Consider the following 26,152-nt stretch of genomic DNA (forward strand, 5'->3'; position numbering starts at 1 on the left):
CGCTTTTATCGGGGCTGCGCCCCGGGCCTTCCGATCGTCGGCCTCCCTCTGTCTCCGGCGCGAGTTGCCGGATGAAGCGGCATTGGGCTACACTGCCTGCCATTGGTATAACCCATGCGCAAACCGACTGCTCCTTCCCTGCTCGCGCTGGCTGCAGTTCTGGCGCTCGGCGCCTGCTCGAAATCCAGGCCTGCGGCGACCACGGCGGCCTCCAGCAGTCCGGCGAGCGTGGTGATGACGGATCTCGATACGAGCGTGAACCCCTGCCAGAACTTCTATCAGTACGCCTGCGGAAACTGGATGAAGAACAACCCGATTCCGGCAGATGAGTCAAGCTGGGGTACGTTCAATACGCTGGCGGATCACAACCAGGAGGTGTTGCACACCATCCTGAACCAAGCGAGCGCCAATCCCAGCGCCGATACGGATGCACCGACGCGCGAGGTGGGCACCTACTACCAGGCCTGCATGAACCAGGACGCCATCAATGCCACGGGCGCGAAGCCGCTGGCGGCCGGCCTGCACGCCATCGACACCATGACGAGCGCGCAGCAGCTTGCGACCGAAGTGGGGCGGCTACAGTCGCAGGGCGTGAACGCCCTGTTCCGCTTCGGCTCGACGCAAGATGCCAAAAACGCCAGCGCCGACGTGATTGCCGATGCCGACCAGGGCGGCCTGGGGCTGCCCAACCGGGGCTACTATGTGCGGCAGGACGCGCGCTCCAGGGCGCTGCGCCAGCAGTATCAGGATCATGTGGCGCAAATGTTCGTGCTGCTGGGCGACACGCACGCCACCGCAGCGGCGGAAGCGGCAACGGTGCTGGCGATTGAGACCAGGCTGGCGCAGGCTTCGATCACCGACGTGCAGCGCCGCGATCCCAACGCCACGTACCACAAAATGAGCGTGGCGCGTTTTGAGTCGCTGGCGCCGTACTTCGACTGGAAGGCGTTCCTCGCCACGACCGGTTCGCCGAACTTCAGCGAAGTCAACGTGGACGTGCCCGCCTACTTCCGCGCACTCAATACCGACCTGCGCGCACTGCCGCTCAGCGCCTGGAAAACCTATCTGCGCTGGCATCTGGTCCACGCGGCGGCGCCTTCGCTTTCCGAGCCGTTCGTGGACGCCAATTTCGCATTCTTTGGCACAGCGATGCGCGGCGTGACGGCGCAACAGCCGCGCTGGAAGCGGTGCGTGGCCTCGACCGACCGGCATTTGGGCGACGCGCTCGGCCAGCTTTACGTGAAAGCGGCCTTCAGCCCACAAGCCAAGGCGCACATGACACAGATGGTGGAAAACCTGAAGGCCGCCCTAGGCCAGGACATCGACGGCCTGCAATGGATGTCGGCGGCGACCAAGAAGCAGGCGCTGGTCAAGCTGCACGCCATCGTCGACAAAGTGGGCTATCCCAACCAGTGGCTGGATTACACTTCGATTGAACTTTCGCCGGCCAACTACTACGCAGATGTGGCCAACACGACGGCGTTTCAGTACCACCGCCAGTTGAACAAGATTGGCAAACCGGTGGACCGCAGCGAGTGGCAGATGACGCCACCGACGGTAAACGCCTACTACACCCCGCTGTGGAACCAGATTGTGTTTCCCGCCGGGATTCTACAGCCGCCGTTTTTCAGCCAGACGCGCGATGACGCGGTCAACTACGGCGGAGTGGGCGCGGTGATGGGCCATGAGATGACGCATGGCTTTGACGACGAAGGCAGCCAGTTTGACGCCCACGGCAACCTGCACAACTGGTGGACGCCGGCAGACAAAAAAGCGTTCGAGGAGCGCACGGCATGTCTGGTGCGGGAGTACACCAGCTTCAGCCCGATTGCAGGCGTGCATCTCGATGGCAAACTGACGCTGGGCGAAAACACCGCCGACAACGGCGGCGTGCGCGTGGCGTACATGGCCATGGAAAAGGCTCTGGGCAGCCAGCCCGACGCGAGGGTCGATGGATTCACGCGCGAGCAGCGGTTCTTCTTAGGCTACGCGCAGATCTGGTGCGAGAATGTGCGGCCGAAGGCGGCGCGGATGGCGGCGAATGTGGATCCGCACTCACCGGGCAACTTCCGGGTGGACGGGGTCGTGCAAAACATGCCGGAGTTCGCGGCGGCATTTCACTGTGGGCCGCAGGCTCCCATGACGGGGGGACCTACGGCCTGCCGTGTTTGGTGACCCCTGGCTTGGAGGCGGCGGGCATCTGGAAGCGGGCGGCGGGAATGGGCGTATTGAAGGCAGTGTGCTGAATCACAAGCGTGGTTGGATGCGGGCTAGTGGGGCCGCCGATCAGCTTGGTCGGCAGCAGCAGGCCGCCGGTACGCTGGTAATCGGCAACTTCCTCGACACCACCGGGGTAAGTTTCCTGAAAGCTGAGCCAGGTGAGCGAGTCAATGGAGTAGGTGAACACGTCGCCGGTGGCGAGGGCGAAGCTGACGATGTAATAGCGATGGCCCGCGCGCGTGCCCGTGCCCACCAGATGCGGCTGGGCATTGGGGTTGGGCAGCAAGTCGGCGCCGTTTAGCGCCTGATCGCGCACGCGCCACGCCGCAGCGCCATGCAGAACGATGGCAGCGGTCGAGCCGGGGTTCATCTGCCAGGCACGTGTGCCATCGTAAGCCTCGATCATTTTACCGGCGGGCAGCAGAATCTCAATGCGGATGCGGGCGGGCTGGGTGGTCAGCCAGACGGACATGGGCGCGCTTTGGCCCGAACCGAACTGCAGAATTCCCGTAAAGCTGAGGCTGTGGATGGCGGCAAAGCCTTGGGCGCCGCCGCGCGCCTCGAGATTATGGTCGACAACCTGGCGTGCGGTCATCTGCGCTGCGGCCGTCAGGCTGCAGAGTGCAATTACCAGCGCCAGACCCGGCCTCGGCATGCCATGATTCTAACAATGAGTAGGACTTTAGGGATCATCCTGGGCCTTGCGGTCATGTTGGCGTCGCAGGTGCCCCCACGCCACAAATATCAGGAAGCCTGCCTGAACGTGGCGCAGCTTGAACAGCTTGGCACGCAGCCGCTGGCCCAGTACTTGGGGTCGATTGCAGCGTTGCAAAATCCGCATCAGGTGGCGCTGGCGGTGGGCGCGCTGCACCGCTATGGCGCGTTTGCCGCCTTCCGTGTGGGCCAGGAGCCGGTGCCGGACCGGCTGCGGGATTATGCGACGCAGAGCTATGCGCAAAAGCTGTTTGAACTTCTGGGCGATCCGGCGCAGGAAGCGGCAGAAGAGGCCCGCACGGCAATTAATATGGAAGTCAGCCTGACGCCGCCGCCCGCTGCTGCGCCGCCGCGAGCACTGCATCTGGCCGAGCTGCGGCGCCTGGCGCCAAATTTCGATTGGCACGCCTATTGGGCCACGCTGGGCGCGCCGGAGAACGGCACACTCGCCGCCTCGCCGGATGCCCTGCGGCAACTGAACGGCCGCATCCTGCTGGCTACGATGGAAGAGTGGAAAAGCTACCTGCGTTGGTGCTGGCTGCGGGCGACAGCGGCGCTGCTGACGCCACCCTTCGTGGAGGCGCACTTTGGTTTTGCCACTGCTCACCCGGCGCCGGCGCGGCCGGCGCTATGCACGGCAGCGGCAGCCGCATTTCCGGCCACGGCGTTTGCCGATGTACCGCTGACGCGCGACGACTACTTCGGCGACACGCTGCACCTGCGCGCCTGGAAAGTGCGGCAGCGATGGCTGCGGGGCGCTGTGGTAAACTCAACTTCTGCGCTCACGCCCTCGGGCGCGGCGCCGTCCACGCCAAGCAGGGGCCGGTAGCTCAATTGGCAGAGCAAGTGACTCTTAATCACTAGGTTGAAGGTTCGATTCCTTCCCGGCTCACCATTTTCTGGCGCAGCACGCGCGCGACTGCCAAGCTCGCCACTATCACCTGGTAGAGACGCACCGCCAAAGATGCGAAAACTATGCGGCTTCGACCCGCGTATCGGAGCTGCTATGAGCGGCAAGTAACAACCGCCCCCGGGCGAGTTGACCACCCCTGATGGGTGTGGCATAATCCACAACGGTCATCGTGACTGCTGCTGCGATCGCTTTTAGCGCTCCTTTTCACGGCGCCACCCTCCGCCGACGGCGCTTCGCACTGTTCCAGGTCACTGAAACGGCCTATCCCGCCGATCTCTGCATCCCGCTGCACGCCCACGCCGCAGCTTACCTGGGGATAACCGTCCGTGGCGCCGCGATCCAATGGTGCGGTCGCACCGAGCGTGAAGCCAAGGCCTGGGCCTTGACCTGGCACCCCGCCGGCGAGATTCACCAGGACCGCTTCGGCAATTCCGGTGCCGTCGGGCTGAGCGTCGAGCTGCGGCCGGAGCTGGTCTTGCGTCTCGGTGAGGCCGGCGCGGACCTCAGCCGCGGCCTGCATCTATGCGATGGACAAAGCGCTTCGCTGGGAGCGCGCTTTTTCGAGGAGTTCCGCCGGGACGATGATCTTTGCGGCCTGGCGCTGGAGGGCATCCTGCTGGAAACCCTCACCTCGCTGCAGCGCCGCCGCTTGGGCGCCGAAAACACCCCGCCACCCTGGCTGCTGCGGGTGCGGCAACTGATTCGCGAACGCGCACATGAGCATTGGACCCTGTGCTCGCTCGCGGCCGCCGCCGAAGTCCATCCCGTTCATTTCTCCCGCAGCTTCCGCCGTTTCCAGCGATGTTCGATCGCCTCCTTTATCCGCCGGGCTCGGATCGAGCGCGCCTGTGACGCGCTGCAGTCCGGCCGTGGCTCGCTGGGTGAGATCGCCGTGGCCTGTGGCTTTTGCGACCAAAGCCAATTCAGCAAAGCGTTCAAAACCGAGACCGGGCTCACCCCGCGCCAATACCAGTTACTCGCCCGCCGCTGAGCGTTGAAAAACGCTAAGTCCTAACCAAAAGGCTAAGAACACACAATCTTTTCACTCCCTCCGCTGCCTATAATCCCGGAAATGGAGGTGACTCACATGCGCTCTCGCTCCCTGACCATCCTGCCGGCGCTGCTCCTCTGCGCCGCTTTCGCCTTCGCCCAAGGCACCACCTCGACGGCGACCGGCGTGGTCACCGATCCCACCGGGGCGATCGTACCCGGCGCCACGGTCGTACTCACCAACCAGGGCACCAGCTACGCCCGCACGGTGCAGACCACCTCCGCCGGCCTCTATGTCTTCGATGCCATCCCCGTGGGCGACTACTCCATTTCCGTTGCCAAGACCGGGTTCCGCACCTTCCGCTCGCGTAATAACGTCGTCACCATCGGCCAGCCGATGACCGTCAACGTCAAATTGCGGGTGGGGACTGCCTCGCAGGAGGTCTCCGTCAATGCCAGCGCCGAGCTGGTGCAGACCAGCTCCTCCGGAAATTTCGGCAACATTGTCAATCAGCGCACCATTCAACAATTGCCCATCGTGGGCACGCGCGGGCGCAATCCATTGGATTTGGACGTCTTTCAACCCGGTGTGATCACTGGCGGCAACACCGGCGGGGGCGTGAATGTCAATGGCAGCCGCGGCCGCGCTTGGAATTTCACCTTGGACGGCATCGCCATCAACGAGGCTTCGGCTCCGGGCTCGAACTATTCGCCGGTGAACACCAATCCCGATTCCATCGGTGAGTTCCGCGTCATCACCAGCAACCTCACCGCCCAGTACGGTAGCGTCAGCGGCGGACAAGTGGCGATGATTACGCGCCAGGGCACCAACCAATTCCATGGCGAGGGCTTCTGGCTCTACCAGACGCCGGGCCTGAACGCCAATAACTATTTCAACAATCTGGCTGGACTGGGCCGCTCGGACTTCGTGCAGAACATCTACGGCTTCAGCGTTGGCGGACCGATCATCAAGAACCGCACCTTTTTCTTCACCAACCTGCAACTGTTGCACGCCCACGAATCAGAGTTCGAGTCCAGCCCGGTCTTCACCTCCCAGGCGCGTCAGGGGTTGTTCCGCTACGTTCCCAATAGCCAGAACACTCCCTACGGACAGGCCGGCGCTTCCGTAAATGCCGACGGCAGCGTTGCCAGCGGCGTCCAAGTCAACACCTACAACGTCGCTACGGAAAATCCCGGTGGACTGGCGCTGGACCCAACCCTCCAAAAAATCATCGGCCTGACGCCGCTGCCCAATGACTTTTCCAGCGGCGATGGCCTTAACATTGCCGGCTTCGACTGGACGCCGAACGAAACCCAATCCAACGCCGACTGGACGCTCCGCGTCGATCAAATCCTGAACACCAAAAACGCCCTCTTCCTCCGCTGGTATCAGAGCCACGACAACACCATCGCCGACATCGTCAATGGCGGACTGCCGCCGTTTCCCAAATCCCCGAATGTGGTCAACACCTACCGCGAGCCCAAGAGCCTGGCGCTCGGCTGGACCGCCAGCTTCTCGCCCAACTTGACCAATCAGCTCGTCGCCGGCTTCACCCATTACATTTTCAACTTTGCCAATCCCGATCCCAACTTCCGCAGCAACCCTCCCTACGACCTGGCCATTGTCAGCAATCCGTTGCAAAACTACGTCGGCAACGCACGCGCCATCTCCACCCCCCAGCTCAACGACGATCTGACCTGGCTGCACGGCGCGCACACGATCCAGACCGGCGTACACCTCGAATACGTGGTCCATATCGACGACCGCGGCTCGATCGGGGGATGGGATGCCGAGCCGTACATCAATTTCGATCCCGGCATTAACACCGTCAGCAGTTCGGCTTTCAAGCTTCCGTCCGACATCAATAAGAGCACCGATCTCGGCAACCTCAAAACGACGATCAATGACCTTCTGGGACGGGTTGGGACGATGGGACAGGGATTTGTTTCCAACCAGAGCGGCAGCGCATACCAGCCCGGCGGTTCGATCTTCAACTTCGAGGCAGAATACCCCCAGTACGAGTTCTACGGCCAGGATGCCTGGCGCCTGAACCCCAATCTGGTCCTCGACTACGGTCTGCGCTGGGATGTTATGCTGGCGCCCCACGATCCGCGCCACCGCATCCTCCGCCCCAATCAAAGTTTCACCGTCGGCGCCGCCCCGACCAACACGCTCGCCTGGGCCCCCGGCCCGCTCTACAAGAACTCCAACACTCTGCTCGCCCCTACGGTCGGCTTCGCTTGGGATCCGTTTGGCCACGGCACCACCTCGGTCCGCGCGCACTATGGTCTTTACTATGACCCGATAAACACTTTCTCCATATCTTCAGGCGTGTTCGAACATCTCGTCGGCCTTAATTACGGTGTCACCAACGATAGCTTCGGCGAATCCGGCGGCCTGCTGCGCAACGGATTGCCCGCGCTCGCCCCGCCTGCGGGTCTGACGCCGGAGCAGTTGCGTCAGCCCCCGGCGTTCTCCCGCAGCAGCGTGACGGCCATGGATCCGAACTGGCACCCCGCGCAGGTGAGCGAGTGGGGCCTGAGCGTCGAACATGAGCTCCCACAGCATATGGTGCTTACCGTGCAATTCATCGGCAAGCACGCCGTGCATTTGTATGGCGGCTATAACGCCAACCAAGTCAACGTCACCAGCAATGGCTTCCTCCAGGCCTTCAAAACCGTGCAGTCCGGCGGCGATAGCTCTCTGATGGACCAACTTCTCAGCGCCGACCCGCATGTTGCGAAGGGCCAGACCGGCTCGCAATATGTCCGCGACGCCTACTCCGGCGATTTCGCGCTCAATTCCGTGGGCGCTCTCGCGGATTCGCTGAGCAAATTTGAGGTGAAAGGTATGGGGTTGGCCCAGGCCAGCGGCCTCAGCCCCTATTTCTTTCTGCCGCTGCCCCAGTTCGCGGGCGGCTTTGACGTCCTCGACAGCAACGATTGGTCCCACTACAACGCACTGCAAATTCAGATGCAGCGCCGCTTTGGCGGGCTCACCTTCCAGGCCTCCTATTCGTTAGCCAAGAGCATGGATACGCGCTCCTATGACCCGACCTTTACCCGGGTCAGGACCGGACACGCCCAGTCTGCCTCCAGCACGCCCTACGACATTTACAACCGCTCCCTGAACTATGCTCCTTCGGACTTTGATCAGCGCCATGCGTTGCAGGGAGACTGGGTTTGGAATCTCCCCTTCGGCGCGGGCCAGCGCTGGGGCAGCGGAGTCAATCCCTGGCTGCGGCATGTCATCGGTGGCTGGACCACAGCCGCAGTTCTCACCTGGACCTCAGGCCGACCCTTCTCTGCCTACTCCGGCGCCTACACCTTCGATGGCGACGTACAGAGCTTCGCCAACTGCGCCGGCAGTTGCTCCGGTCTGGCCAGCCTGCACACCGATCCCAAGACGGGCAACCGGACCTTGTTTACCCCGCAGCAAATCGCGCAGTTCTCTACCCCGGCGTTAGGCCAACTGGGCAACACGGGTCGCAATTTCTTCCGCCTTCCGGAACAGTTCGACTTGGATCTCGATCTCGCCAAAGAGTTCCATATCACCGAATCCCAGCGCCTGGAGATCCGCGCCGACGCCACCAATGTCACCAACCACCCTGGCTACGACCTGGCCGACAGCTCGACGATCACGAGTAGCGTTTTCGGCAGCGAGCTATACGGCGTAGCCAACACCGAGCGCCGGATTCAATTGGGACTCAAGTATTATTTCTGACACGAGGACTGTCGAGTCGGACCTGTTATCTATAGGGGCGGGGCGCCGTCGTAGTGGAGGAAGCGTTCGAGGATAGTGTCGCCGGTTATGGCTTCCCCGCTCAAAGCCATGGCGAGGATTTCTCCGCCCAGGGCCTGTGGCGCAATCACCAGGTCGGGCTGAACTAAGCGGATGCGGCCCAGGTGCTGGCTGTCGTTGAGCGCGATGACCGTTTGGGCGGAGCCTTTGAGTTCCTTGACGGCCAGGACGGTAAAGGCGTTGTCGCTGTCGTCGGGACGCATGGCAAGCACGGCGCGGGCCTGGCGAGCGCTCGCTTTTTCGAGCACTTCGGTGCTGTTGGCATCGCCAACGATAGTATCTTCGGCCAGCACTTCGCTCTCCGTGGGTGGCGTTTGCGGCGCGATGACGACCACCGACTGGTGGCGGCGCTTGAGCTCGCGGTAGGCGCTGATGGCCAGCGGCGTGAGGCCGACGACAACAAAATGATCGGTGCGATGCATACGAACTTCCTTGCGGTTGAGGATGCGATTGAAGCTGCCGCTCACCAGCGGACCGACCACAGCCGTGATCGACGTGGCGAAGACGGCGATGCCGAGGACGATGATGGAGACGGTGAACAGCTTGGCGTGCAGCGTGTGCGGCGTGATGTCGCCGTAGCCGACCGTGCCCATGGTCACAATGGCGTAGTAAAGCGCCGTGACCGGGTCGTGAATGGGCGGATTGAATTGGTTGCCAAAATACAGCGCTCCGAAGACGGCGTACAGCAGCAGCAGCAGACTGCTGATAACGGCAAAAATCGTGCCGGCGGCGATGCTGCTGTGGCTGAAACTACCGTGCGCCAGAATCAGCAGCACCAAAAGCGCGACCAGATAGTCAAGCAACAGCACCTGGTGGATATGAGGAAATAACCACAGCGCCAGAATGGCGGCGACCGAGAGCACCAGCACCACGATCCAGGCAAAGCGGGAGCGTAAGGCGAGGCCGGCGGACATCACCAGTAAGCCAAACCCGATGATGAGCAGGATCAGACCGGAGGGCGCCACGTGCAGGAGGGAGCCGGGAAAGCCGACGAGCAGCCGTGCGGGCGAGGAGCGGTAGGCCACACCGAGCACCAGAATTCCGGCCAGGGCACAAAGCAGCGCCAAAGGTATATGAGGGAACCAGACATCGGCGCGCACAACCTTGCCCGCCTCGCGCAATACCCGGCGCAGCGAACGTTGCTGGGGCAAGAGGGTCAGGCTCATCGACAGGTCTCAGTGTAGCTTCTATTGATCGCGGGCACCCAGTGCGGCTCTGCCGCACGGCCCGCTCTCTAAGGCCGATAGCCCGCTGCGCTGGGGGCCCCTACGCCCCAGCTCCGCTTCGGACGACCGCGTGCTTCTGCGAGTGCGCCGTTTTCCTCGGCGGCCTGCCCTCTACTGACCGGCGCGGGGCCGATAGCACGCTGCGCTGGGGGGCCCTATGCCCCAGCTCCGCTTCGGACGTCCGCGTGCTTCTGCGAGTGCGCCGTTTTCCCCGGCGGCCTGCCCTCTACTGACCGGCGCGGGGCCGATAGCCCGCTGCTGCGCTGGGGGCCCCTATGCCCCAGCTCCGCTTGGCACGTCCGCGTGCTTCTGCGAGTGCGCCGTTTTCCCCGGCGGCCTGCCCTCTACTGACTGACGCGGGGCCGAAGGCCCGCTGCGCCGGGGGGCCCCTACGCCCCAGCTCCGCTTCGGACGTCCGCGTGCTTCTGCGAGTGCGCCGTTTTCCCCGGTGGCCTGCCCTCTACTGACTGGCGCGGGGCCGCCAGTTCGCTCGAACTGTAAGCTGTAAACTGTAAGCTGTAAGCTCCTCATGTCCGACCCTCCATTGCCGGTGGCGGCGGAAACACCTAACGCCGCCTTACATTTCCGCGATTTCCGCTTATATCAAGCTGCGCGACTGGCGTCGGTGCTTTCTTCGGAAATGATCGCCGTGGCCGTGGGCTGGCAGGTGTATGAGATTACCCACCGCGCGCTCAGCCTGGGCTATGTCGGGCTGGCGCAGGTGCTGCCCAGCTTTGTACTGTTCCTGATTTCCGGCCACGCCGTGGACCGGTTCGACCGACGGGCCGTCATTCTTTGGGTGCAGGCGGGCTATGCGCTGGTGGCCGGCGCGCTGCTGTGGATCTCGCTGGCGCATTGGCACGCCGTGGGAGCGATCTACGCGGTGATGGTGTTTCAGGGCGTGGTCCGGGCTTTCGGCGGCCCGGCGGGACAGGCGCTGATGCCGGAGCTGGTGCCGGCGGAACATTTCGCCAACGCGGTGACGTGGGGCTCGACGGTATTCATGATGGCGACCATCGTTGGACCAGGATTGGGCGGACTGGTGTACGGCTGGACGCGGGGCGCGGCTTCCGTATACGCACTGGCCACGGCGGCGTATGTGATCTCGATGGCGCTGATGTTCGCTATCGCCACGCGGACCGGACGCATGGAGAAAAAGGCCGCGACGCTGGATACCCTGCTGGCCGGCTTCCGCTACGTAAAGCAGAACCAGGTAATTCTGGGCACGATTTCACTCGACCTGTTTGCCGTGCTGCTGGGCGGGGCGGTGGCGCTGCTGCCGATCTACGCCAGCGACATTTTGCACACGGGCGTGCGTGGCCTCGGACTGCTGCGCGCGGCGCCGTCGCTGGGGGCGATGGTCATGGCGATCATGCTGGCGTTTCATCCGCTGAGCAAGCGCGCGGGCAAGCGCATGCTGCTGGCGGTGGCACTCTTCGGCCTGACGATTGTCGGCTTCGGGCTGAGCCGGAATCTGGCGCTGTCGCTGGCGCTGCTGTTCGTCATGGGCGCGGCCGACATGGTGAGCGTGGTGGTGCGCCAGACCGTGGTGCAACTGCAAACGCCCTCCCACATGCGCGGCCGGGTGAGCGCCATCAACTCTCTGTTTATCGGCACCTCGAACCAGCTTGGCGAGTTTGAAAGCGGGCTGACGGCGCAGTGGTGGGGTGCGGTGCCGGCAACGATTGTGGGCGGGCTGGGCACGCTGGCGGTGGTGGCGGGATGGTGGCGCGCGTTCCCGGCGCTGCGGAATGTGGACAGCCTGCGCGAGCGGCCACCGGCGGCTCTGGAGAAGGCATCGCAGCAAAGATGAAAGCCGCACGCATTCACGAATTTGGCGACAGTCAACATTTATATCTGGACGACACACCGCGCCCCAGCCCAGGATCGGGCGAGGTGCTGGTCGAGGTTCGCAGTGCCGGGGTCAATCCGGTGGACTGGAAGATCCGCGAAGGCAAGGTGTCGCGGAGCTTCTCGCTGCCAATTACGGCGGGGCAGGACTTTGCCGGCACCATCCTGGAAGCGACGAGCGAAACGGCCGCGTTCAAGCCGGGCGAGCGCGTCTATGGCTTCGCCCTGGGTACCTACGCTGAATTTGCGATCGCCAAAGTGGACGAAATCGCCCACTTGCCCGAGAGTTTGCCGTTCGAGACGGCGGCGGCGCTGCCAACGCCGGGATCGACGGCGATGCAAATCCTGCGCGAGGCGGGCGTGGTGGAAGGCTCACGCGTGCTGATCCATGGCGCCGCCGGCGGCGTAGGCTCTCTGGCGGTGCAACTGGCGCGGCGACAGGGGGCGCAGGTGGCCGCTACCACCCTCGGGCGTGACGTTGCATATGTTGGCGGACTGGGCGCCGATCCGGTTATCGATAACCAGTCGCAGCGCTTTGAGAGCGTGGTTCACGCCCTGGATGCCGTCATCGATCTGGTGGGCGGCGAGCTGCAGGAACGCTCCTACCAGGTGCTGAGGCGCGGAGGCGTGCTCGCTTCCACAGTTGGCATTGCCGACGCAGCGGCGGCGGAGCGACTGGGCGTGCGTACGCTTGCCTTCTTCATGCGCCGCAAGGCCGCCGACCTGGTGAGGCTGGCACAACTGGCGGCGGGTGGAGCGCTGCGGGTCCGGGTTGCGCAGGTGCTTCCCTTCCCCGAGGCCCGGCGGGCGCAGGATTTGAGCCAGCATGGGCACCCGGACGGCAAAGTGCTGCTGCGCGTGGGCTAAGTTATTCTGAAGCCATGCACGCCATCATCGAGGCCAACCGAAAGGCCCTGGAAGAGCTGTGCCGGCAGTATCACGTGCGCAGCCTGTCGTTGTTTGGCTCGGCACTGGGCGATGAATTCGAGCCGGGCCGCAGCGACGTGGATTTTGCGGTTCAGTTCGAGCCGTTGGCTCCGGGAGAATGGCTGCGCACTTACTTTGGGCTGGTCTGGGCGCTGGAACGGCTGTTCGGGACCAAGGTCGATCTGACCGAACTCGATGCGGTTCGCAACCCCTATTTCCGAAATGAATTGATGAGAACTCGACAGCCAATTTATGGCTAAGGAACTCCGGATGTACGTTCTGGATGCACTCGATGCATGCGCGCGCATCTTCGAGTACACCGCCGAGCGTGATCTGGAGAGCTTTCTCGCGGACTCCCAGCTCCGCTCGGCGGTCGAGCGACAGTTTATTACCGTAGGTGAGGCACTGCAGAGGGCAGCGGAACTGGCGGCCGACGCTGATGCACGCATCGGCGAACTGCGTGAAATTGTCGGGTTCCGCCACGTCCTGGTACATGGGTACAGTCGCGTCGAGGCAAAGCGAGTCTGGGACGTTCTGACGGGTGATCTCCCGGGGATCCGGAGCGAATTGGAAGCGTGGCTGCGGGAGCTGGACCCTGATTTAAGATAGTCACTGTATGGGCATCCCGGAACGGCTGGAACGAACGGCGCTGTTTGTACCGGCGACAAACTGGCACCGCATTGAAAAGGCCGCGGCCTCGGAGGCCGATGCGGTCTGCATCGATCTGGAAGACGCCGTGCCGGCGGAGCAGAAAGCCGCAAGCCGCGCGAATGTCATCCGGGCGCTGCGCGAGCTCGACTTTGGACGGCGGATCCGGATGTTCCGCATCAATGGACTCGACACCCCGTTCGCCTATCGCGACCTGATTGAGGTGGTCGAAGCAGCCGGCGACCGGCTCGATTTGGTGATGCTTCCGAAAGCCGGCTCGGCCGGGGACATTGAGTTTGTGGACCGGCTGTTGACGCAGATCGAGCAGAGTAAAGGTTGGGCGCGGCGCATCGGGATTGAAGCCCAGATTGAGACGGCGCGCGGATTCATGTACTGCCGCGAAATCGCCGCAGCCTCGCGGCGCCTCGAAGCATTGATTTTCGGGCCGGGCGACTTTGCCGCCTCGATGGGGATACCGTCGAGCGGCATCGGCGATTTCGACGAGCACGACGCCCTCTACCCCGGCCACCGCTTCCATGCGCCCATGGCCGCCATTGTGGGCGCGGCCCGCGGCAATCTGCGTGGCGTCGCCTTGCGGGCGATTGACGGACCGTACGCGGCCTTCAAGGACGAACCGGGCTTTAATCTCTCCTGCCGGATTGCGCTGGCCATGGGCTTTGACGGCAAGCAGCTCATTCACCCCGCGCAAATCCCCATCGCCCGGAGCATCTTTACCCCCAAACCGGAAGCGGCGGCGCACGCGGCACGCGTGGTGGCGGCGTATGAGGCTGCGGCGGCCGAGGGGCGCGGAGCGGCGAGCCTCGATGGCGAGATGATTGACGCCGCGAACCTGCGGCTGGCGCAAGTCGTAGCCGCGCGGGCAAAACGCTGCCGCGAAGCGGATGCAGTCTCAGGAAAGGAAAGTCATGCCCGATAACGATAAGCACGATGCGCGCAGCACCGGGCTGGGGCTCGGGGGCCCCCAGCCCAGTGCGAGCACAAGCGGGACGCGCGGTGAAGCCGCGCAGGGGCCCGCGCCAATCGAAGCCAGCGCGGGGCGCTGCTATGAGGATTTTGAAGTGGGCGCGATCTTGCGCCACCCATTGGGCCGTACGGTCAGCCAGACCGACAACACCTGGTTTACACTGCTGACGGCGAACACCAACCCTATCCATTTTGATACCTATTACGCAGCCCAGACTGAATTCAAGCGGCCGCTGGTGAATTCCTGTTTCACGCTGGCCCTGGTGGTGGGCCTTTCGGTCAACGACGTTTCGCGCAATGCGGTCAATTTGGGCTGGGATGAAGTGCGGCTGCCTGCACCGGTATTTGAAGGCGATACGATTTACGCCCGAACGGAAGTGTTGAGCAAGCGGGAGTCCAAATCACGGCCGCATCAGGGGCTGGTTGAAATCAAGACGATTGGCTACAAGCAGGATGGGACGGTTGTACTCACCTACCGGCGCACGATTCTGGTGTACAAGCGCGGTCACGCGCCCCGCATCCCGCAGCCGGTAATTGCAACATCGGCGAGCCGGTAAGCGAAGCTGCATCATCTTTTACAACATGAGACTGCGGTCTGCGTCCGAGTGGATGGCGGTGTCGGCGGGCGTGCTGGGCACACTGGTGCTCGTGGGCTACGCGATGCGGTCGACGGTGCTGGCGCAGTTGCAGCCCTGGCACAACGCGACCATTGTCCCCGGCAGCGCCATCAGCTTGATTTTGGGCGCGCTGGCACTGCTGTTCGTCAAGCGCTGGCGAACGATCTTCGCCCTGCTGCTGCTGGCGCTGAACCTGGAAATGCTGCTGGAGATCGCCTTCGGGTTGAACCTGCGGCTGAAGCTGGCGGAGAACTACCTCTGGCTGCAAGGGCCTGGGGTAGTACCGGACCGGATATCGCTGCTGGTCAATATCGGCTTTCTGTTGCTGGGCGTGGCCGTATTGCTGCTGCTGTGGGCGCCCCGGCGCAGCGCCTGGGTATTGCGCTGGTTGACCTGGCTGGTGGTGGCCATCGGCATTGCGAGCGTGCTGACGCCATATCTGCGGCTCGACCTGATTTATGAGTTCCATGCCCTCACGCGTCCGGCGCAGCTCAGCGGCCTCGGCATGCTTCTGCTGGGCTTGGCGCTGTGGCTAGCCTGTCGTGACTGCCGCTGGAACCGCCCGGCGGCGGGCTATGAACAGGCCAGCCGCATTCTTTCAGCGGCCACGCTGGCGCTGGTGGTGGTGCTGGCGGTCGCGGCCTTCAGCGGCCTGCTGATGATGCGGCGTCTGGCCGAGCGCGGCGCGATGGATAACCTTACGCTGCGGCGCGACGAACGCATCAACTATGTGCGGCTGCTGATTCAGGAAGCTGTGGCACGGGGCCGGGCGTACGCGCAGGATGCAGCCCTGGTGGCAGCGGTGCAGCATCCGAACGGCGCCATGGCGCGGCTTCGACCGCCGCAGGACTTCAGCTCGGTAACGGTGTATCGCGGTCAGCGGAAGCTGTGGGAGTATGGGACGCCGGTGCAAAGTCCGGAGGCAAGCGTGCCGCTGCCGCTGAGTTCCCCGGCCAAGCTGCTCTGGGAGGGGGAGTTCTTTCTGCGCCAGCGCCTGCCGGTGATGGCGCCGAACCAGCAGAACCAGGTGTTAGGCACGGTGGTGATTGAACAGCCGCGCCCGCTACTGGGAACCATCGGGATGGAGAGCGCGGCATTTGGTTCCAGCGGCGAAGTGGCACTCTGCGGGCTGCCCTCGCTCGACAGCGCCACGCTTGCGTGTTTTCCGACCCGTCTCCGCCAGCAGCCGTATCAACGGCCGGATAGCGATAGCGGCGATGGGTCGGCGCATCCGATGGCACTCGCTCTCGCCGGCAAGGCGGGCATCGTGGACACAATCGATTATCGGGGCGTACGCGTGCTGGCCGCCTATGCACCCGTGCCCGGCATGGGACTCGCGCTGATGGTAAAAATGGACACTCAGGAACTGTACGCTCCCATACGCGATGAGATCAACATTCTGGGACCGGTGTTGCTGCTGCTGGCGGTACTCGGCATTCAACTGCTGCGCTGGAGGGTGCAGCCGGTGGTGAGCGCGCTGGTAGCCAGCCGGAATCAGGTCGCCAGCAGTGAGGCCCGCTTCCGCGCGGCGGCGGAGAGCGGCATGGATCCGTTCTATATCTTTGAAACGGTGCGCTCCGCGGTTACCGGCGGGATTTCGAACTTCCGCCTGATTTACGCCAATCAGCCCGGCGAGACGTTTGCCGGAATCGAGCCTGGGCGCGGAGAAATCCTGGGCCTGGCGTCGGTGCCACAGTTGCAAGCTACCGGCGATGTGCTGTCGAAATTGCAAGCGGTGGTGATGCGCCGCCAGCATTGGGTAGAGGAATTCGCCGTGCCTGGCCGCAAGACCGCAAACGGACCCCAATGGCTGTATTTGCAGGCGGTTCCGCTCGGCGACGGCGTGGCCGTCACCCTCCGCGACATCAGCGAGCGCAAATGGGAGGAGGACCGGCTGCGGGTGATGGCGCAGACCGACGCGCTCACCGGTCTGGCCAACCGGGACGCGTTTCGCAAGCGGCTGGCACACGCCATGGCCAGCTCGCGCCGGCTGCGGCGGCAGGCGCTGCTGGCCGTGCTTTACCTGGATATAGATTATTTCAAGGACATCAACGATACTTACGGCCATACCTTCGGTGACCGCATCCTGCAGGCATTTGCCGCGCGGCTGCAGCGCTCGGTGCGCAGCGCGGATACGGTGGCGCGGCCGGGAGGCGATGAGTTCGCCATCCTGCTGGAAAACATGGAAAGCACGCAGGATGCCGAGCGCGTAGTGGCGGCCATCTTCGCCGCGCTCGAGGATCCCATCCACATCGGTAGTCACCAGGTCCGGATCTCCACCAGCATCGGCCTGACCTACTACCGTGGCGAAGCCTGTGATCTGGAAGAACTGGTGCAGCAGGCCGATGCCGCCCTCTACATGGCGAAGCGCAGCGGCAAGAACACTTGGCGGCAATTTGCCGAACGCGGCAACTTGGAGACGCCCTGATCGCCAGCCGGCGTCCGGTACAGGGGGGCGACGCTGGGCCACAGCCCGACCATCGCCGGGGCCCCCAAGCCGCACGCGGCTTGGGGTGGCAGCGGGAGGGCGGCTCCAATAAGAGGTGGCCGTGCCACTTGACCGCAGGATTCGGCCAGCCGGGCAGGGGAAAGTACCGTTCAGACCAGCAACCTGCTAAACTAGGAGTGCATGGAACGCAAGCAGCACACCATCGCCATCCACCATCGTCATGCGAACGAAGAAGGCGTAGTGGACACTATTACCGAGTCCGTGCCGGTCGATGAGCTGGAATCGGGGCTGAAGCGCGCCAACCAGGTCCTGGCGAATAGCCAATGCCGCAACTGGGGCTGCCGCATCGAGTTGGACGATCAGGTCATTGTCTATACACTGGTGCGCGATAATAGCCCGCTGCCGGGACCGGTGCGCTTTTGCAAGCTGGATGCGCTGGCGCTGGCCAAAGAACGCAACGCCTCGTTGAGCTTTGAGACCACCTGGCGGGTCAACCGTGACCTTCAGCCGTCCAACCGCCCCGTGAACCGCCGCGCCCGCGGGCGCTAATTAATCGCGGGCACCCAGCGCGGCTGCGCCGCGCGGCCCGCTCTCTACGGCCGACAGCCCGCTGCGCCGGGGGCCCCTACGCCCCGGCTTCGCTTAAAGCAGTTTTAGCATCGCTGTAGCCCGTGTCAACCATACCGCATGCGGCTTTGACAACAGGAAAAGCCGCACGTACTCCGCCGGAGCAGGGTACACCGACGCTAAAACTGCTTTAGGACAATCCATTCACCGCCGAACCGTCGCAACCTGGGTCGAGAGGATGCGGTCCAGCAGCGGAAAATCCTTGCGCAGGTAAGCAGCGCCCTGCTGGGTGATCTTGTCCTGATTAGGGCCGTGGCCGCGCGGTGGGCCGTCACCGTAGCCGGCATAGAGGGCATCGACGACATCCATGCCGGAGATCACTTTGCCGAACGGGGCAAAGCCCATTTTGTCGAGCCGCGCGTTATTGCCGTAGTTGATGTAGACCTGCGTGGTGCGGGTGTTGGGGCCGCCGGTGGCGTAAGTAATCATGCCGCGCGTGTTGCTCTGGGTCACGGGATCGTCGGGGATATTGGCGTTGTTCCAGACGGCGGCAATTTTAGGCTCGGGGCTGATGCCCCACTGCACCACGAACTTCGGCACCACGCGAAAAAACGCGCAGTCATCATAGAAGCCGTGCCGCGCGAGGTAGTAGAAGCGGTCGGCGCCGCGCGGAGCCCAGGCGCGATGCACTTCGACCACAAACGCCCCGCGGGTGGTGCGGAAGGTGACGGTGTAGAGAGCGGGCGCGGCGTGCTCGGACTGCGGCACATGCAAGAGCGCATGTTGCGGCTGCAGGAAGCAGCCGGACAACATTAGCGTCAGGGCGAACGCGAGCGAAGCGCCGAACTTTTTCATGGTGCACATTATGGCATCATCGAGGAATGACAGGCACCAGTGCGATCCCCACGCTTGAGGAAACCCACGAAACTGTCCGGCTGCTGGAGCGCTCACGCGACGAGCTGGTCGCGCACTGCGCCGCGCTTTCGCCCACCGATTGGGCGCGCAGCGATGGTCCCGGCCGCTGGACGCAGGCAGGCATTCTGGAGCATCTGCTGATCGTCGAGCGCGGCATCCAAAAACGCATGGAGGCCATACTGGCCGGCCCGGCGGACCCCGATTGGGAGGCGCACACCACCGCCAAGGATGCCGTGGCCCCGGAAGTGGCCCAGGTTACCGAGCGCGTGATGGCGCCCGAACGGTTGCATCCAACGGGGAAGGCGGCACCGGCCGAATCGCTGGCCGCGTTTCAAGCAGCGCGGGCGCAGACGATTGCGCTGGCGCAGCAGCCGGGCGTGCCCTTCAAGCAATACACGTTCGAGCACCCGGCGCTGGGCCTGCTGAACGGCTTTCAGGTGCTGCGCGTGACGGCCTACCACACCCTGCGCCACCTTGGCCAAATGCGCGGATGTAGCGCCTGACCGCTTGCTATAATTAAGTCCGGCGTCGGGGCGTGGCTCAGCCTGGTAGAGCACCTGGTTCGGGACCAGGGGGTCGGAGGTTCAAATCCTCTCGCCCCGACCAACATTCCATAAAGGTTGCGGCGTTCCGCTGCCCTGCCCGCAAAAGCCGCTGTAGATGATTTTGTAGCTGTGGAAGCCTTCAGGCTCAACCATTCGCAGAATTCCCTGGTACCGCGATCAAACGTCGCAGTGAAGTTGGGGAGCGCTGGTGAGCTCGACAGCGTAGCGCCCGCACTTCATGTTTGGTGTAAGAGATTGAGGCGCTGCACCGTGAAGCCTATAGGGAATGCGTCGGTGTGCCGCCAAGCCTTTCAAGATCGGCGACACCTGGCGTTATAGCCCACGCGAGAAAATCTGTGGGAGGCAGGTTGCCCGATACAACCCGCAAGATCCCTTCGATGAACGCCGCATGCTCAATAAGGGTGATGTCTCTTGCGCCCGCAGCCTTTTTCTTTGACGACTCGTCGAAAGCAGGTTTCCCCAACGTTACGCGGCAGAACGCAGCCTCGTAATCGGCAGCCTTCTGCATCACCGCCCAAGCATCCTCCTTCTTGACCAGCGCCGGGTTGCGAGTGCTTGTCTTGCATTCGAGCAGAATCCTGAATTCTAGGTGCCGAATCATGATGTCCGGCACATTCCGCCGACTACCGTCGTCAAGTTGGTCAACGGTCCAATCCGTTGCCCGGCGCATAAGGGCGATGACCGCTTCTTCGTATGCAGTTCCAGTCGCGCGGTTGCATTCGTCAACGAGGGCACCCATGCCCATCTTCTCGGCCACATGCTGATGTTGAGCCTGAAGGCGATTTGTGCCGAGCCCGTCCGTGCCGCATATCGCCTCCACGAGGGCGTTTGCACGTTGTGCGCTCTGAAGCAAACGGGCAAGGAGATCAATAGGAGCCTCGAGTACCTTGTGAAAGGTCTCGATGCCTGCAGACAGCAGCGCCATTGCCCGCTGCCGCCCCAATCCCGGGACACGGTGGCGTTCAGAAACTCGAATGACGTCCAACGCCTCGGCAGGCGCCCCCCAACGGACCCGACGAGCCAACGCCGCGATCTGATTGCTTACCCCTTGAAGGCATCGGAGCTCGGGCGCGCAGGATATCTTGTGAACGCCATCTAGCACCCATGCAACATCGCCCGCCAAGCGATGAATGTTACCGGCCGAGACTGCAGTCGCCTGACTGATCTGCTTTTCCGGAATGCCCTCTTTGAAAAGTTGTATCGCGTGAGCACACTGCGCGAGCTTAGTATCAGTGTCGTCAATCGTCGCCCACGGTGCTGCGTGGTGCCAAAACCCGACCGAATCGTACAAGGTTCGGCGTGGAAACGGAAGGAACCGTGTCGCCAATTCTCCCTGAAACTCCTGACAAGCGCATGCGACATAAATGAGCCCGTCGCTTCGATCATCAAAAGAGCGCTCAAGCTCGGCTGCAGACGCACGCAGAATATTTACGAACGTAATGGCGCTGTCTGGCTGCAGTCCCGACTGTGCCACCGCTTTGCCCAACGGTGTAGCTGAAACCGCTCCGCCGCCGCGATCCACAACCAGCTGGTGATCAATGAGCCATCTCACCGCCTTGTCGATCATTCCCGGTAGACTTGTGAATCTCCCCGGTGTGCGCTGTGAATAGAGGAGTGTGGACTCAAAAAATGCAATCGCATCTGCCGCCGTCTGAACGATTCGCGATGCGAATATCGAAAGCAGGGTCTTACGGATACTGATATTCCCAAGCTGCGAAACGATGTTGTCGTCTTCAGGCCGAACAAGTACCTTTGCGTGCTCGAGCTCCACAGCATTCGTAGGGAGGAGCACCGCATAGCCATCCACGTGAATCCCAAGTCGGCCGGCACGCCCGGACATGTTACGGTAGTCGGTTCTTGAGAGGCGACCATCGCGATGCTGATATGTTATTTTCGGAAAAACGACCGTTCGGAACGGGAAATTGACTCCTGCGGCAAGTGTCGACGTCGCAAAGCAAACCTCAAAGTGGTTCTTCTTAAAGCCATCTTCGATGATCTGGCGCTCATGGGAGGAAAGATCGGCTGAATGGAACGCGACTCTGCGTTCGGCGCCAGTGCGCAGCAATGCCGAAGAATCCGTAGGCTCTGTGAAAAGATCCAACTGTTCCGCCACCGCAACGCCAGCTGCGGTTACTTGCCGCGATTCAGCAAACTCCCTCGCGAAATCGGTAGACTCTCGGCGAGTCTCGGTGAACACAAGAATGGGTCCGCGTCCCGAAGCAAGAATGCTGCGAACTACGGCGAATGTGTCTCGCAGCGCCGGGCCAGCAGCTATTTCCCGAACGTCAGCTTCACCAAACGTTGCACACCAGCGGCGAGTACCCATCCAAATTTCCTGGTGCAATGGGACGACTCGTTCCGTGCTTCGAATGACGTCACAGCCTAACCATTCAGCCAGTTCCTCGGGATTCGAGATTGTTGCCGTCAGCGCCACGAACTGCGCAGGAGCACGTTGGCGCAAGACGGTACATAACACTTCAATATCGGGGCCTCGCTTTTCTTCGCCGATGATTTGAAGTTCGTCAGCTACGATCAGAGAGCCCGCAGGCCGGATTTCGCCGGTCAGAAGGAGGCCGAGCGCTTTCTCGTAGGTCGCGACGAGCACCTGAGCATTTGCTGCGCCGTCAGACCTGTCGCCAGTGCTCAGGCCGACGGACGCAATTGGCCTCGCAGCCTTTTCGCCAAGCCGTGAATCAAAGTCGGCAAACTTCTGCTCCGCAAGCGCTCGGTGAGAGACGAGGTATACAGCCCTGTGACCCCGTCGAATCGCGGCCAGCAATGCCATCTCCGCTACAAGTGTCTTGCCGGAGGAGGTCGGCGAGCACACGACCATACTCTTCTCATCAAGAATTCCCGCTTCGACAGCTTCGCGCTGAATGTCGGTAAGCGACGTGATTCCCCACGCGACGAGGAACTCTCGAGCCCAGCCGTCAAGCCGTGCAGGGAAATCGTCTCTTGATGCTGCTTCTTGGCCTTTCACATGCATGCGCCTTGTGAGTCCTGCACCGTGCGGCCTTCGGAATTGCTTGTCCGAAAACTGACTGCAGCTTGCTCGCATTCTAGATTGTAGTGCACGGAATACGGCATTATGGCGTTGATAGGCCATGATGGGCACATGATGGGCAGCGGTCATCATCCTCGAGCAACCTCCGGCAGCAGATGAAATATGGCTGCATGGTGCGATACAGATCCCAATTTTCCTTTGCCTACGGAGCATCCAGCTACGCCTGGTGGCACACCTTGACACCGCAGCAGTGCACGACGATAATAGCCAATACCATCAAATAGTAGGACTATGGCGAAAGCGACAATCAAATCAAATAAGGGCGCGTTGATCACGATCGAAGGTACTGAAAGTGAGGTGTCGAGCATTCTCACAATGCTCGAGCGGAGCGCCACCGCGGGCCACGCTAAAGCGGCAATTGGCAAGGAGCAGGCCACAAAGAAGGATCAGAAAAAGCGAGCTGCCGCTTCGGACCTCGTCGTTGATCTCAAGGAAGAGGGATTTTTTGAAAAGCCGCGCGGCCTCGGCGACATTTCAAAGGCTCTCGAAGAGAAGGGTTATCTGTATCCCTTGACCACGCTGTCGGGCGTCGTTTTGGGTCTCGTTCAGCGCAGGCTGCTTGGAAGAAAAAAGGTCGATGGAAAGTGGGTCTATGGAAAATAGCCCACAATCGGAGCGCAGATGGCAAAAAAGCAAATGAAATTGACCGATGTTGTCACGAAGATCGTAGACACGTTGGAGCCGCTTTCTTCCGACGATCGGAAGAAGGTATTGAGGTCAGCTCTTGCATTGCTCGATGAAGCCGTCTCGGCATCGACTGGCGGTTCTGATGCCGAAGATGATTGGGGTGGCTCTGGTCCCGGCGAGCTTGGGCTTCGCGTAAAGAGTTGGATGAAGCAGAACCAGTTGACTTCTGCGCAAATCGCAGAGACGTTCCACCTTGAGGACGATGCGGCGCAGTTCATTGGCGAGGCGCAAGGGAAGAGCGCCAAAGAACAGACTTTTAACGCCTACATTCTCGCGGGGCTTGCCGCATTCCTTGTTTCCGGCGAAACAAAGTTCACGGAGAAGGATGCAGTCGAGCTGTGCAAGAAGCTGGGCTGCCACAACACCGCAAACCATGCCGCCTATTTGAAAAACCACGGCAATGAATTTACAGGAACCAAGGCGAAGGGGTGGACCCTGACGACCCCTGGGTTGCGGCGCGCTGCGGAGTTGGTGAAGACCATCGCCAAGACAGAGGGATAAATGGAAAGGGCGAAGGTATTTGCAGGGATTCCATCTGGCTTGCGCGAGCCGTTGCTCAAAAGCTACGAGGAGATCGCGGCGAATTACGCGAATCGGAGGTGGGAGCCGTCCGAGCTGAACGGCGGCAAGCTATGCGAAGTCGTTTACACGATCATCGAGGGTGCACTCAAGGGTGCCTTTCCGACCAAGCCATCGAAGCCATCGAACATGCCTCAAGCCTGCAGAAATCTGGAAAGCATCTCGGGAACTCCGCTGCCCGTTGGTGATCGCAGCCTCCGAATTCTGATTCCCCGCGCATTGCCTGCTCTTTACGAAGTCCGCAATAACCGTGGCGTTGGTCACGTCGGTGGCGATGTTGATCCGAATTTCATGGACGCTACCTTTGTGTTCGGCACGGCGAGCTGGATCATGGCTGAGCTCGTCCGAGTGTTTCATCAAGTTGATACTGGCGAGGCGCAAGAGACCGTCAACGCGCTCGTCGAGCGGAAGCATCCGCTTGTTTGGGAAGTGGGCGACAAAAAGCGGGTTCTCAGCCCAAAGATGAGCAAGACTGACCAGACTCTTGTTTTGCTCTATGGCGAGCCCGGTTGGGTGTCGGAAGCTGACCTACTTCAGTGGGTAGAGCACAGCAATCCTGCGGTCTACGGCCGCGATGTCCTCAAGCGCCTCCACAAGAATCGGCTAGTCGAGTACGACCAGGAGCAGAAGCGAGCGCATATTTCATCTCTGGGCGTTGCGGAAGTCGATGAACGGATACTCAAGGCGCAGCCGGCCACTAGCAAGAAGACGCGCCACAAAAAGCGGTCACGCTGAAGATGGCCGTCGCTCGAGGGAACAATGCCCGCTTTCGACAATCGCGACTCGATATATGTTCTGTAGCTGGCTGTGAATTCAATTGGCGGCTACGATGCTACCTTCGAGGCGCCGTGCACCCCGCTTCAAAACGTTCAGGGCGTTAGTGGTCGAGTTGAACGCCCCAGAACTTCAGCACTTCTAAAACTTCGTCGCGCGGAAAATGTTTGAGTCCGCGATCCTCGATGAGGTTCTTTATTCGTTGTTTCTGCTTTGCGATCTTCTCCTCAATGCAACCCGTGAGAGGAGCAGTCCCCTGGGGCAGAACGTTGGGCCGCTCGGGCGCTGGCCAGGTCCTTGGATATCCATCGGGAACCCAGCCGGATCGCACCCTGGCAGATTTTTCCGCAACTGCCGGGTGATCGCAGGCCCATCCATACAATTGAAAAGCGCAGACGCGCAGCATGTCTTTGACTTCCGGGAGGGCGTCCGTGAAGCCCTTTAGCGGCGTCGGCAACCAGATCATGTTTGCAAGGCATGAATAATAGCGTGGGTCCTGGACAACCTCGCTCCGCTGAGCGTACGAGGAATCGTCGTATCCCCAGATGTGGCAGACCGTCCAATTTTTGGGCCTTGGATTCGTCACGCCGAGCGCGGCCTGTAATGCCTTGAGTGCCGCGACATTCCCTTCGACTTTTTCGGCGGTGACGCCGGTAGCCTTTCGCGTGTTTGTGTAACGGCGATTCCACTCCGCGTTGTAAAGCGAACGTCCGCGAGCCATGTAAGGCGCCCAGACCGGCAAGCGACGAAAGGTCTCGGGGTTCACCCAGAGCGCCGTGCGTTCAATGAGCTCAACGACGACTGGGATGTCGCCGCGAAGCGCTTCGTTTCCGTCGGGTATGACGAATTCGTTTCTCATCTTCGGCTACCAGCGCTGTACCAACCCGCGCCACCGCCGCCGCCGAAATGCAGGCGCCGATCGCTGTGCTCTGGGGCCATTCTGCCACTTGCTGTGGGGAAACCGAACAACTTTACATGAGCCCGCCGGATCTGTACGGGGGTTGCTGCGCTGAAAACCTCGATCAACTCTCTGTCGGTGTTACGGCCTGGGATTATGCGCGCCGTGTAGGTGATTTCGTAGCTGCCGAAGCACCCCGCTTCAATACGCTTCAACCAAATTCGACAAGCGCGCCCCAACGCCTTCAACATCAATGACTTGGAATCTACAAAAAAACGGTAGAATTCGAGAAGGCCCGAATTGGGGTTCGGGACCAGGCGGTCGGAGGTTCAAATCCTCTCGCCCCGACCACTTTTACGCGCATGATCCCGAGCGCCCATCCCGCGTCGCCGCCGGTTAGCGCAGCGCGACTTGACGAGATCTGCCGTCGCTACCAGGTACGTGAGCTTTCGGTCTTCGGCTCGGTAGCGCGGGGAGAGGACCGGGACGAAAGCGACATCGACCTCCTGGTCGAGTTTCTGCCCGGAGCGACTCCCGACCTGGTCGACTTCGCAGGGCTCATGCAGGAGCTGTCGGCAGCCTTTGGCAGGCATGTAGATTTGGTCTCCAAGCATAGCCTTAGCGCGCGAATTCGTCCCTCAGTGTTAGCCGACGCCCGGCCTCTGTATGCGGTCTGACGCGGCATTGCTTGCCGACATTCTCGATGCAGCGGGCCACGTTGCGAGCTTTATCGCCGGACTAAACGTTGGTTGGCGCGGGGC

The 26,152-nt window shown here is 61.9% G+C and carries 22 protein-coding genes and 2 tRNA genes; 19 read left to right on the top strand and 5 right to left on the bottom strand.

All coding sequences use genetic code 11. From position 1 onward, the window contains the following. Positions 1–114 precede the first annotated feature (114 nt). Positions 115–2,175 (top strand): M13 family peptidase, encoded by a 2,061-nt coding sequence (locus EPN33_00730; protein TAN24325.1) that lies wholly within the window; start codon positions 115–117, stop codon positions 2,173–2,175. Here the strand turns inward: EPN33_00730 and EPN33_00735 are convergent. Next, positions 2,153–2,590, bottom strand: a complete 438-nt coding sequence (locus EPN33_00735; GenBank protein ID TAN24326.1) for a hypothetical protein — start codon at positions 2,588–2,590, stop codon at positions 2,153–2,155. The two genes, EPN33_00730 and EPN33_00735, sit on opposite strands and share 23 nt — an antisense overlap. Here EPN33_00735 and EPN33_00740 point away from each other — a divergent pair. The 4 genes from EPN33_00740 (at position 2,555) to EPN33_00755 (ending at position 8,561) form a co-directional block, all read left to right on the top strand. Next, positions 2,555–3,763 (top strand): hypothetical protein, encoded by a 1,209-nt coding sequence (locus EPN33_00740; GenBank protein ID TAN24327.1) that lies wholly within the window; start codon positions 2,555–2,557, stop codon positions 3,761–3,763. The genes EPN33_00735 and EPN33_00740 overlap by 36 nt on opposite strands. Continuing rightward, positions 3,754–3,829 (top strand) — tRNA-Lys (locus EPN33_00745). The genes EPN33_00740 and EPN33_00745 overlap by 10 nt, the downstream gene beginning before the upstream one ends. A 187-nt stretch (positions 3,830–4,016) precedes the next feature. Beyond that, a complete protein-coding gene (locus EPN33_00750; protein TAN24328.1) occupies positions 4,017–4,838 on the top strand; it encodes an AraC family transcriptional regulator in 822 nt (273 codons plus the stop codon). Positions 4,839–4,919: 81 nt separating this feature from the next. After that, positions 4,920–8,561, top strand: a complete 3,642-nt coding sequence (locus EPN33_00755; protein TAN24329.1) for a carboxypeptidase regulatory-like domain-containing protein — start codon at positions 4,920–4,922, stop codon at positions 8,559–8,561. Positions 8,562–8,590: 29 nt separating this feature from the next. Here EPN33_00755 and EPN33_00760 read toward each other — a convergent pair whose 3' ends face one another. Continuing rightward, positions 8,591–9,805 carry a potassium transporter gene (locus tag EPN33_00760; protein TAN24330.1) on the bottom strand — a complete coding sequence of 405 codons (1,215 nt, stop codon included), beginning with the start codon at positions 9,803–9,805 and terminating at the stop codon, positions 8,591–8,593. 589 nt (positions 9,806–10,394) lie between these two features. On the opposite strand from EPN33_00760, the gene EPN33_00765 reads away from it, so the two are divergent. From EPN33_00765 to EPN33_00800, 8 genes are all read left to right on the top strand, one after another. Continuing rightward, on the top strand, positions 10,395–11,678 hold the full coding sequence (locus EPN33_00765; GenBank protein TAN24331.1) for an MFS transporter: 1,284 nt from the start codon (positions 10,395–10,397) through the stop codon (positions 11,676–11,678). Beyond that, entirely contained in the window at positions 11,588–12,583 is a 996-nt protein-coding gene (locus EPN33_00770) for an NADP-dependent oxidoreductase (protein TAN24332.1), read from the top strand. The genes EPN33_00765 and EPN33_00770 overlap by 91 nt, the downstream gene beginning before the upstream one ends. Positions 12,584–12,597: 14 nt before the next feature. Continuing rightward, entirely contained in the window at positions 12,598–12,903 is a 306-nt protein-coding gene (locus EPN33_00775) for a hypothetical protein (protein ID TAN24333.1), read from the top strand. After that, positions 12,896–13,252, top strand: coding sequence for a DUF86 domain-containing protein (locus EPN33_00780; GenBank protein ID TAN24334.1), 357 nt, complete (start codon positions 12,896–12,898; stop codon positions 13,250–13,252). The genes EPN33_00775 and EPN33_00780 overlap by 8 nt, the downstream gene beginning before the upstream one ends. A gap of 7 nt (positions 13,253–13,259) precedes the next feature. Then, entirely contained in the window at positions 13,260–14,228 is a 969-nt protein-coding gene (locus tag EPN33_00785; GenBank protein ID TAN24335.1) for a CoA ester lyase, read from the top strand. Then, positions 14,218–14,832, top strand: coding sequence for a MaoC family dehydratase (locus EPN33_00790; protein ID TAN24336.1), 615 nt, complete (start codon positions 14,218–14,220; stop codon positions 14,830–14,832). Before EPN33_00785 ends, EPN33_00790 begins: the two co-directional genes overlap by 11 nt. 25 nt (positions 14,833–14,857) lie before the next feature. After that, positions 14,858–17,320 (top strand): sensor domain-containing diguanylate cyclase, encoded by a 2,463-nt coding sequence (locus EPN33_00795; GenBank protein ID TAN24337.1) that lies wholly within the window; start codon positions 14,858–14,860, stop codon positions 17,318–17,320. Between the two features lie 201 nt (positions 17,321–17,521). Continuing rightward, positions 17,522–17,890 carry a hypothetical protein gene (locus tag EPN33_00800; protein TAN24338.1) on the top strand — a complete coding sequence of 123 codons (369 nt, stop codon included), beginning with the start codon at positions 17,522–17,524 and terminating at the stop codon, positions 17,888–17,890. 222 nt (positions 17,891–18,112) lie between these two features. On the opposite strand, the gene EPN33_00805 is transcribed toward EPN33_00800, so the two are convergent. After that, positions 18,113–18,721 carry a peptidylprolyl isomerase gene (locus EPN33_00805; protein TAN24720.1) on the bottom strand — a complete coding sequence of 203 codons (609 nt, stop codon included), beginning with the start codon at positions 18,719–18,721 and terminating at the stop codon, positions 18,113–18,115. A gap of 68 nt (positions 18,722–18,789) precedes the next feature. Between EPN33_00805 and EPN33_00810 the strand changes: the two genes are divergently transcribed. Together EPN33_00810 and EPN33_00815 are read left to right on the top strand one after the other, a co-directional pair. Beyond that, entirely contained in the window at positions 18,790–19,326 is a 537-nt protein-coding gene (locus tag EPN33_00810) for a DinB family protein (protein ID TAN24339.1), read from the top strand. A 26-nt stretch (positions 19,327–19,352) separates the two neighbouring features. Then, positions 19,353–19,429: transfer RNA gene (locus EPN33_00815), tRNA-Pro, on the top strand. A gap of 216 nt (positions 19,430–19,645) precedes the next feature. On the opposite strand, the gene EPN33_00820 is transcribed toward EPN33_00815, so the two are convergent. Continuing rightward, positions 19,646–22,606 carry a DEAD/DEAH box helicase gene (locus EPN33_00820; GenBank protein TAN24340.1) on the bottom strand — a complete coding sequence of 987 codons (2,961 nt, stop codon included), beginning with the start codon at positions 22,604–22,606 and terminating at the stop codon, positions 19,646–19,648. 78 nt (positions 22,607–22,684) lie between these two features. On the opposite strand from EPN33_00820, the gene EPN33_00825 reads away from it, so the two are divergent. From EPN33_00825 to EPN33_00835, 3 genes are read left to right on the top strand one after another with little or no spacing between them, the layout of a single operon-like run. Beyond that, positions 22,685–23,056 carry a hypothetical protein gene (locus EPN33_00825; protein TAN24341.1) on the top strand — a complete coding sequence of 124 codons (372 nt, stop codon included), beginning with the start codon at positions 22,685–22,687 and terminating at the stop codon, positions 23,054–23,056. A gap of 18 nt (positions 23,057–23,074) precedes the next feature. Next, on the top strand, positions 23,075–23,641 hold the full coding sequence (locus tag EPN33_00830; GenBank protein ID TAN24342.1) for a hypothetical protein: 567 nt from the start codon (positions 23,075–23,077) through the stop codon (positions 23,639–23,641). Further along, positions 23,642–24,454 (top strand): hypothetical protein, encoded by an 813-nt coding sequence (locus EPN33_00835; protein ID TAN24343.1) that lies wholly within the window; start codon positions 23,642–23,644, stop codon positions 24,452–24,454. A 142-nt stretch (positions 24,455–24,596) separates the two neighbouring features. On the opposite strand, the gene EPN33_00840 is transcribed toward EPN33_00835, so the two are convergent. Continuing rightward, entirely contained in the window at positions 24,597–25,352 is a 756-nt protein-coding gene (locus EPN33_00840; protein TAN24344.1) for a hypothetical protein, read from the bottom strand. Between the two features lie 401 nt (positions 25,353–25,753). Here EPN33_00840 and EPN33_00845 point away from each other — a divergent pair, with 401 nt between their 5' ends. Further along, positions 25,754–26,068, top strand: a complete 315-nt coding sequence (locus EPN33_00845; GenBank protein ID TAN24345.1) for a nucleotidyltransferase — start codon at positions 25,754–25,756, stop codon at positions 26,066–26,068. The last annotated feature ends 84 nt before the right edge of the window (positions 26,069–26,152 follow it).

It is taken from the genome of Acidobacteriota bacterium (genome assembly GCA_004299485.1).
In the GTDB taxonomy this organism is placed as follows: domain Bacteria; phylum Acidobacteriota; class Terriglobia; order Terriglobales; family SCQP01; genus SCQP01.

Bases quoted from the DNA above. Each gene is read 5' to 3' on its own strand.
- EPN33_00730 (TAN24325.1), top strand. From the start codon at position 115: ATGCGCAAACCGACTGCTCCTTCCCTGCTCGCGCTGGCTGCAGTTCTG.
- EPN33_00740 (TAN24327.1), top strand. From the start codon at position 2,555: ATGCAGAACGATGGCAGCGGTCGAGCCGGGGTTCATCTGCCAGGCACG.
- EPN33_00735 (TAN24326.1), bottom strand. From the start codon at position 2,590: ATGAACCCCGGCTCGACCGCTGCCATCGTTCTGCATGGCGCTGCGGCG.
- EPN33_00755 (TAN24329.1), top strand. From the start codon at position 4,920: ATGGAGGTGACTCACATGCGCTCTCGCTCCCTGACCATCCTGCCGGCG.
- EPN33_00760 (TAN24330.1), bottom strand. From the start codon at position 9,805: ATGAGCCTGACCCTCTTGCCCCAGCAACGTTCGCTGCGCCGGGTATTG.
- EPN33_00765 (TAN24331.1), top strand. From the start codon at position 10,395: ATGTCCGACCCTCCATTGCCGGTGGCGGCGGAAACACCTAACGCCGCC.
- EPN33_00770 (TAN24332.1), top strand. From the start codon at position 11,588: ATGGTGGCGCGCGTTCCCGGCGCTGCGGAATGTGGACAGCCTGCGCGA.
- EPN33_00775 (TAN24333.1), top strand. From the start codon at position 12,598: ATGCACGCCATCATCGAGGCCAACCGAAAGGCCCTGGAAGAGCTGTGC.
- EPN33_00780 (TAN24334.1), top strand. From the start codon at position 12,896: ATGGCTAAGGAACTCCGGATGTACGTTCTGGATGCACTCGATGCATGC.
- EPN33_00785 (TAN24335.1), top strand. From the start codon at position 13,260: ATGGGCATCCCGGAACGGCTGGAACGAACGGCGCTGTTTGTACCGGCG.
- EPN33_00790 (TAN24336.1), top strand. From the start codon at position 14,218: ATGCCCGATAACGATAAGCACGATGCGCGCAGCACCGGGCTGGGGCTC.
- EPN33_00795 (TAN24337.1), top strand. From the start codon at position 14,858: ATGAGACTGCGGTCTGCGTCCGAGTGGATGGCGGTGTCGGCGGGCGTG.
- EPN33_00800 (TAN24338.1), top strand. From the start codon at position 17,522: ATGGAACGCAAGCAGCACACCATCGCCATCCACCATCGTCATGCGAAC.
- EPN33_00805 (TAN24720.1), bottom strand. From the start codon at position 18,721: ATGTTGTCCGGCTGCTTCCTGCAGCCGCAACATGCGCTCTTGCATGTG.
- EPN33_00810 (TAN24339.1), top strand. From the start codon at position 18,790: ATGACAGGCACCAGTGCGATCCCCACGCTTGAGGAAACCCACGAAACT.
- EPN33_00820 (TAN24340.1), bottom strand. From the start codon at position 22,606: ATGCTCCGTAGGCAAAGGAAAATTGGGATCTGTATCGCACCATGCAGC.
- EPN33_00825 (TAN24341.1), top strand. From the start codon at position 22,685: ATGGCGAAAGCGACAATCAAATCAAATAAGGGCGCGTTGATCACGATC.
- EPN33_00830 (TAN24342.1), top strand. From the start codon at position 23,075: ATGGCAAAAAAGCAAATGAAATTGACCGATGTTGTCACGAAGATCGTA.
- EPN33_00835 (TAN24343.1), top strand. From the start codon at position 23,642: ATGGAAAGGGCGAAGGTATTTGCAGGGATTCCATCTGGCTTGCGCGAG.
- EPN33_00840 (TAN24344.1), bottom strand. From the start codon at position 25,352: ATGAGAAACGAATTCGTCATACCCGACGGAAACGAAGCGCTTCGCGGC.
- EPN33_00845 (TAN24345.1), top strand. From the start codon at position 25,754: ATGATCCCGAGCGCCCATCCCGCGTCGCCGCCGGTTAGCGCAGCGCGA.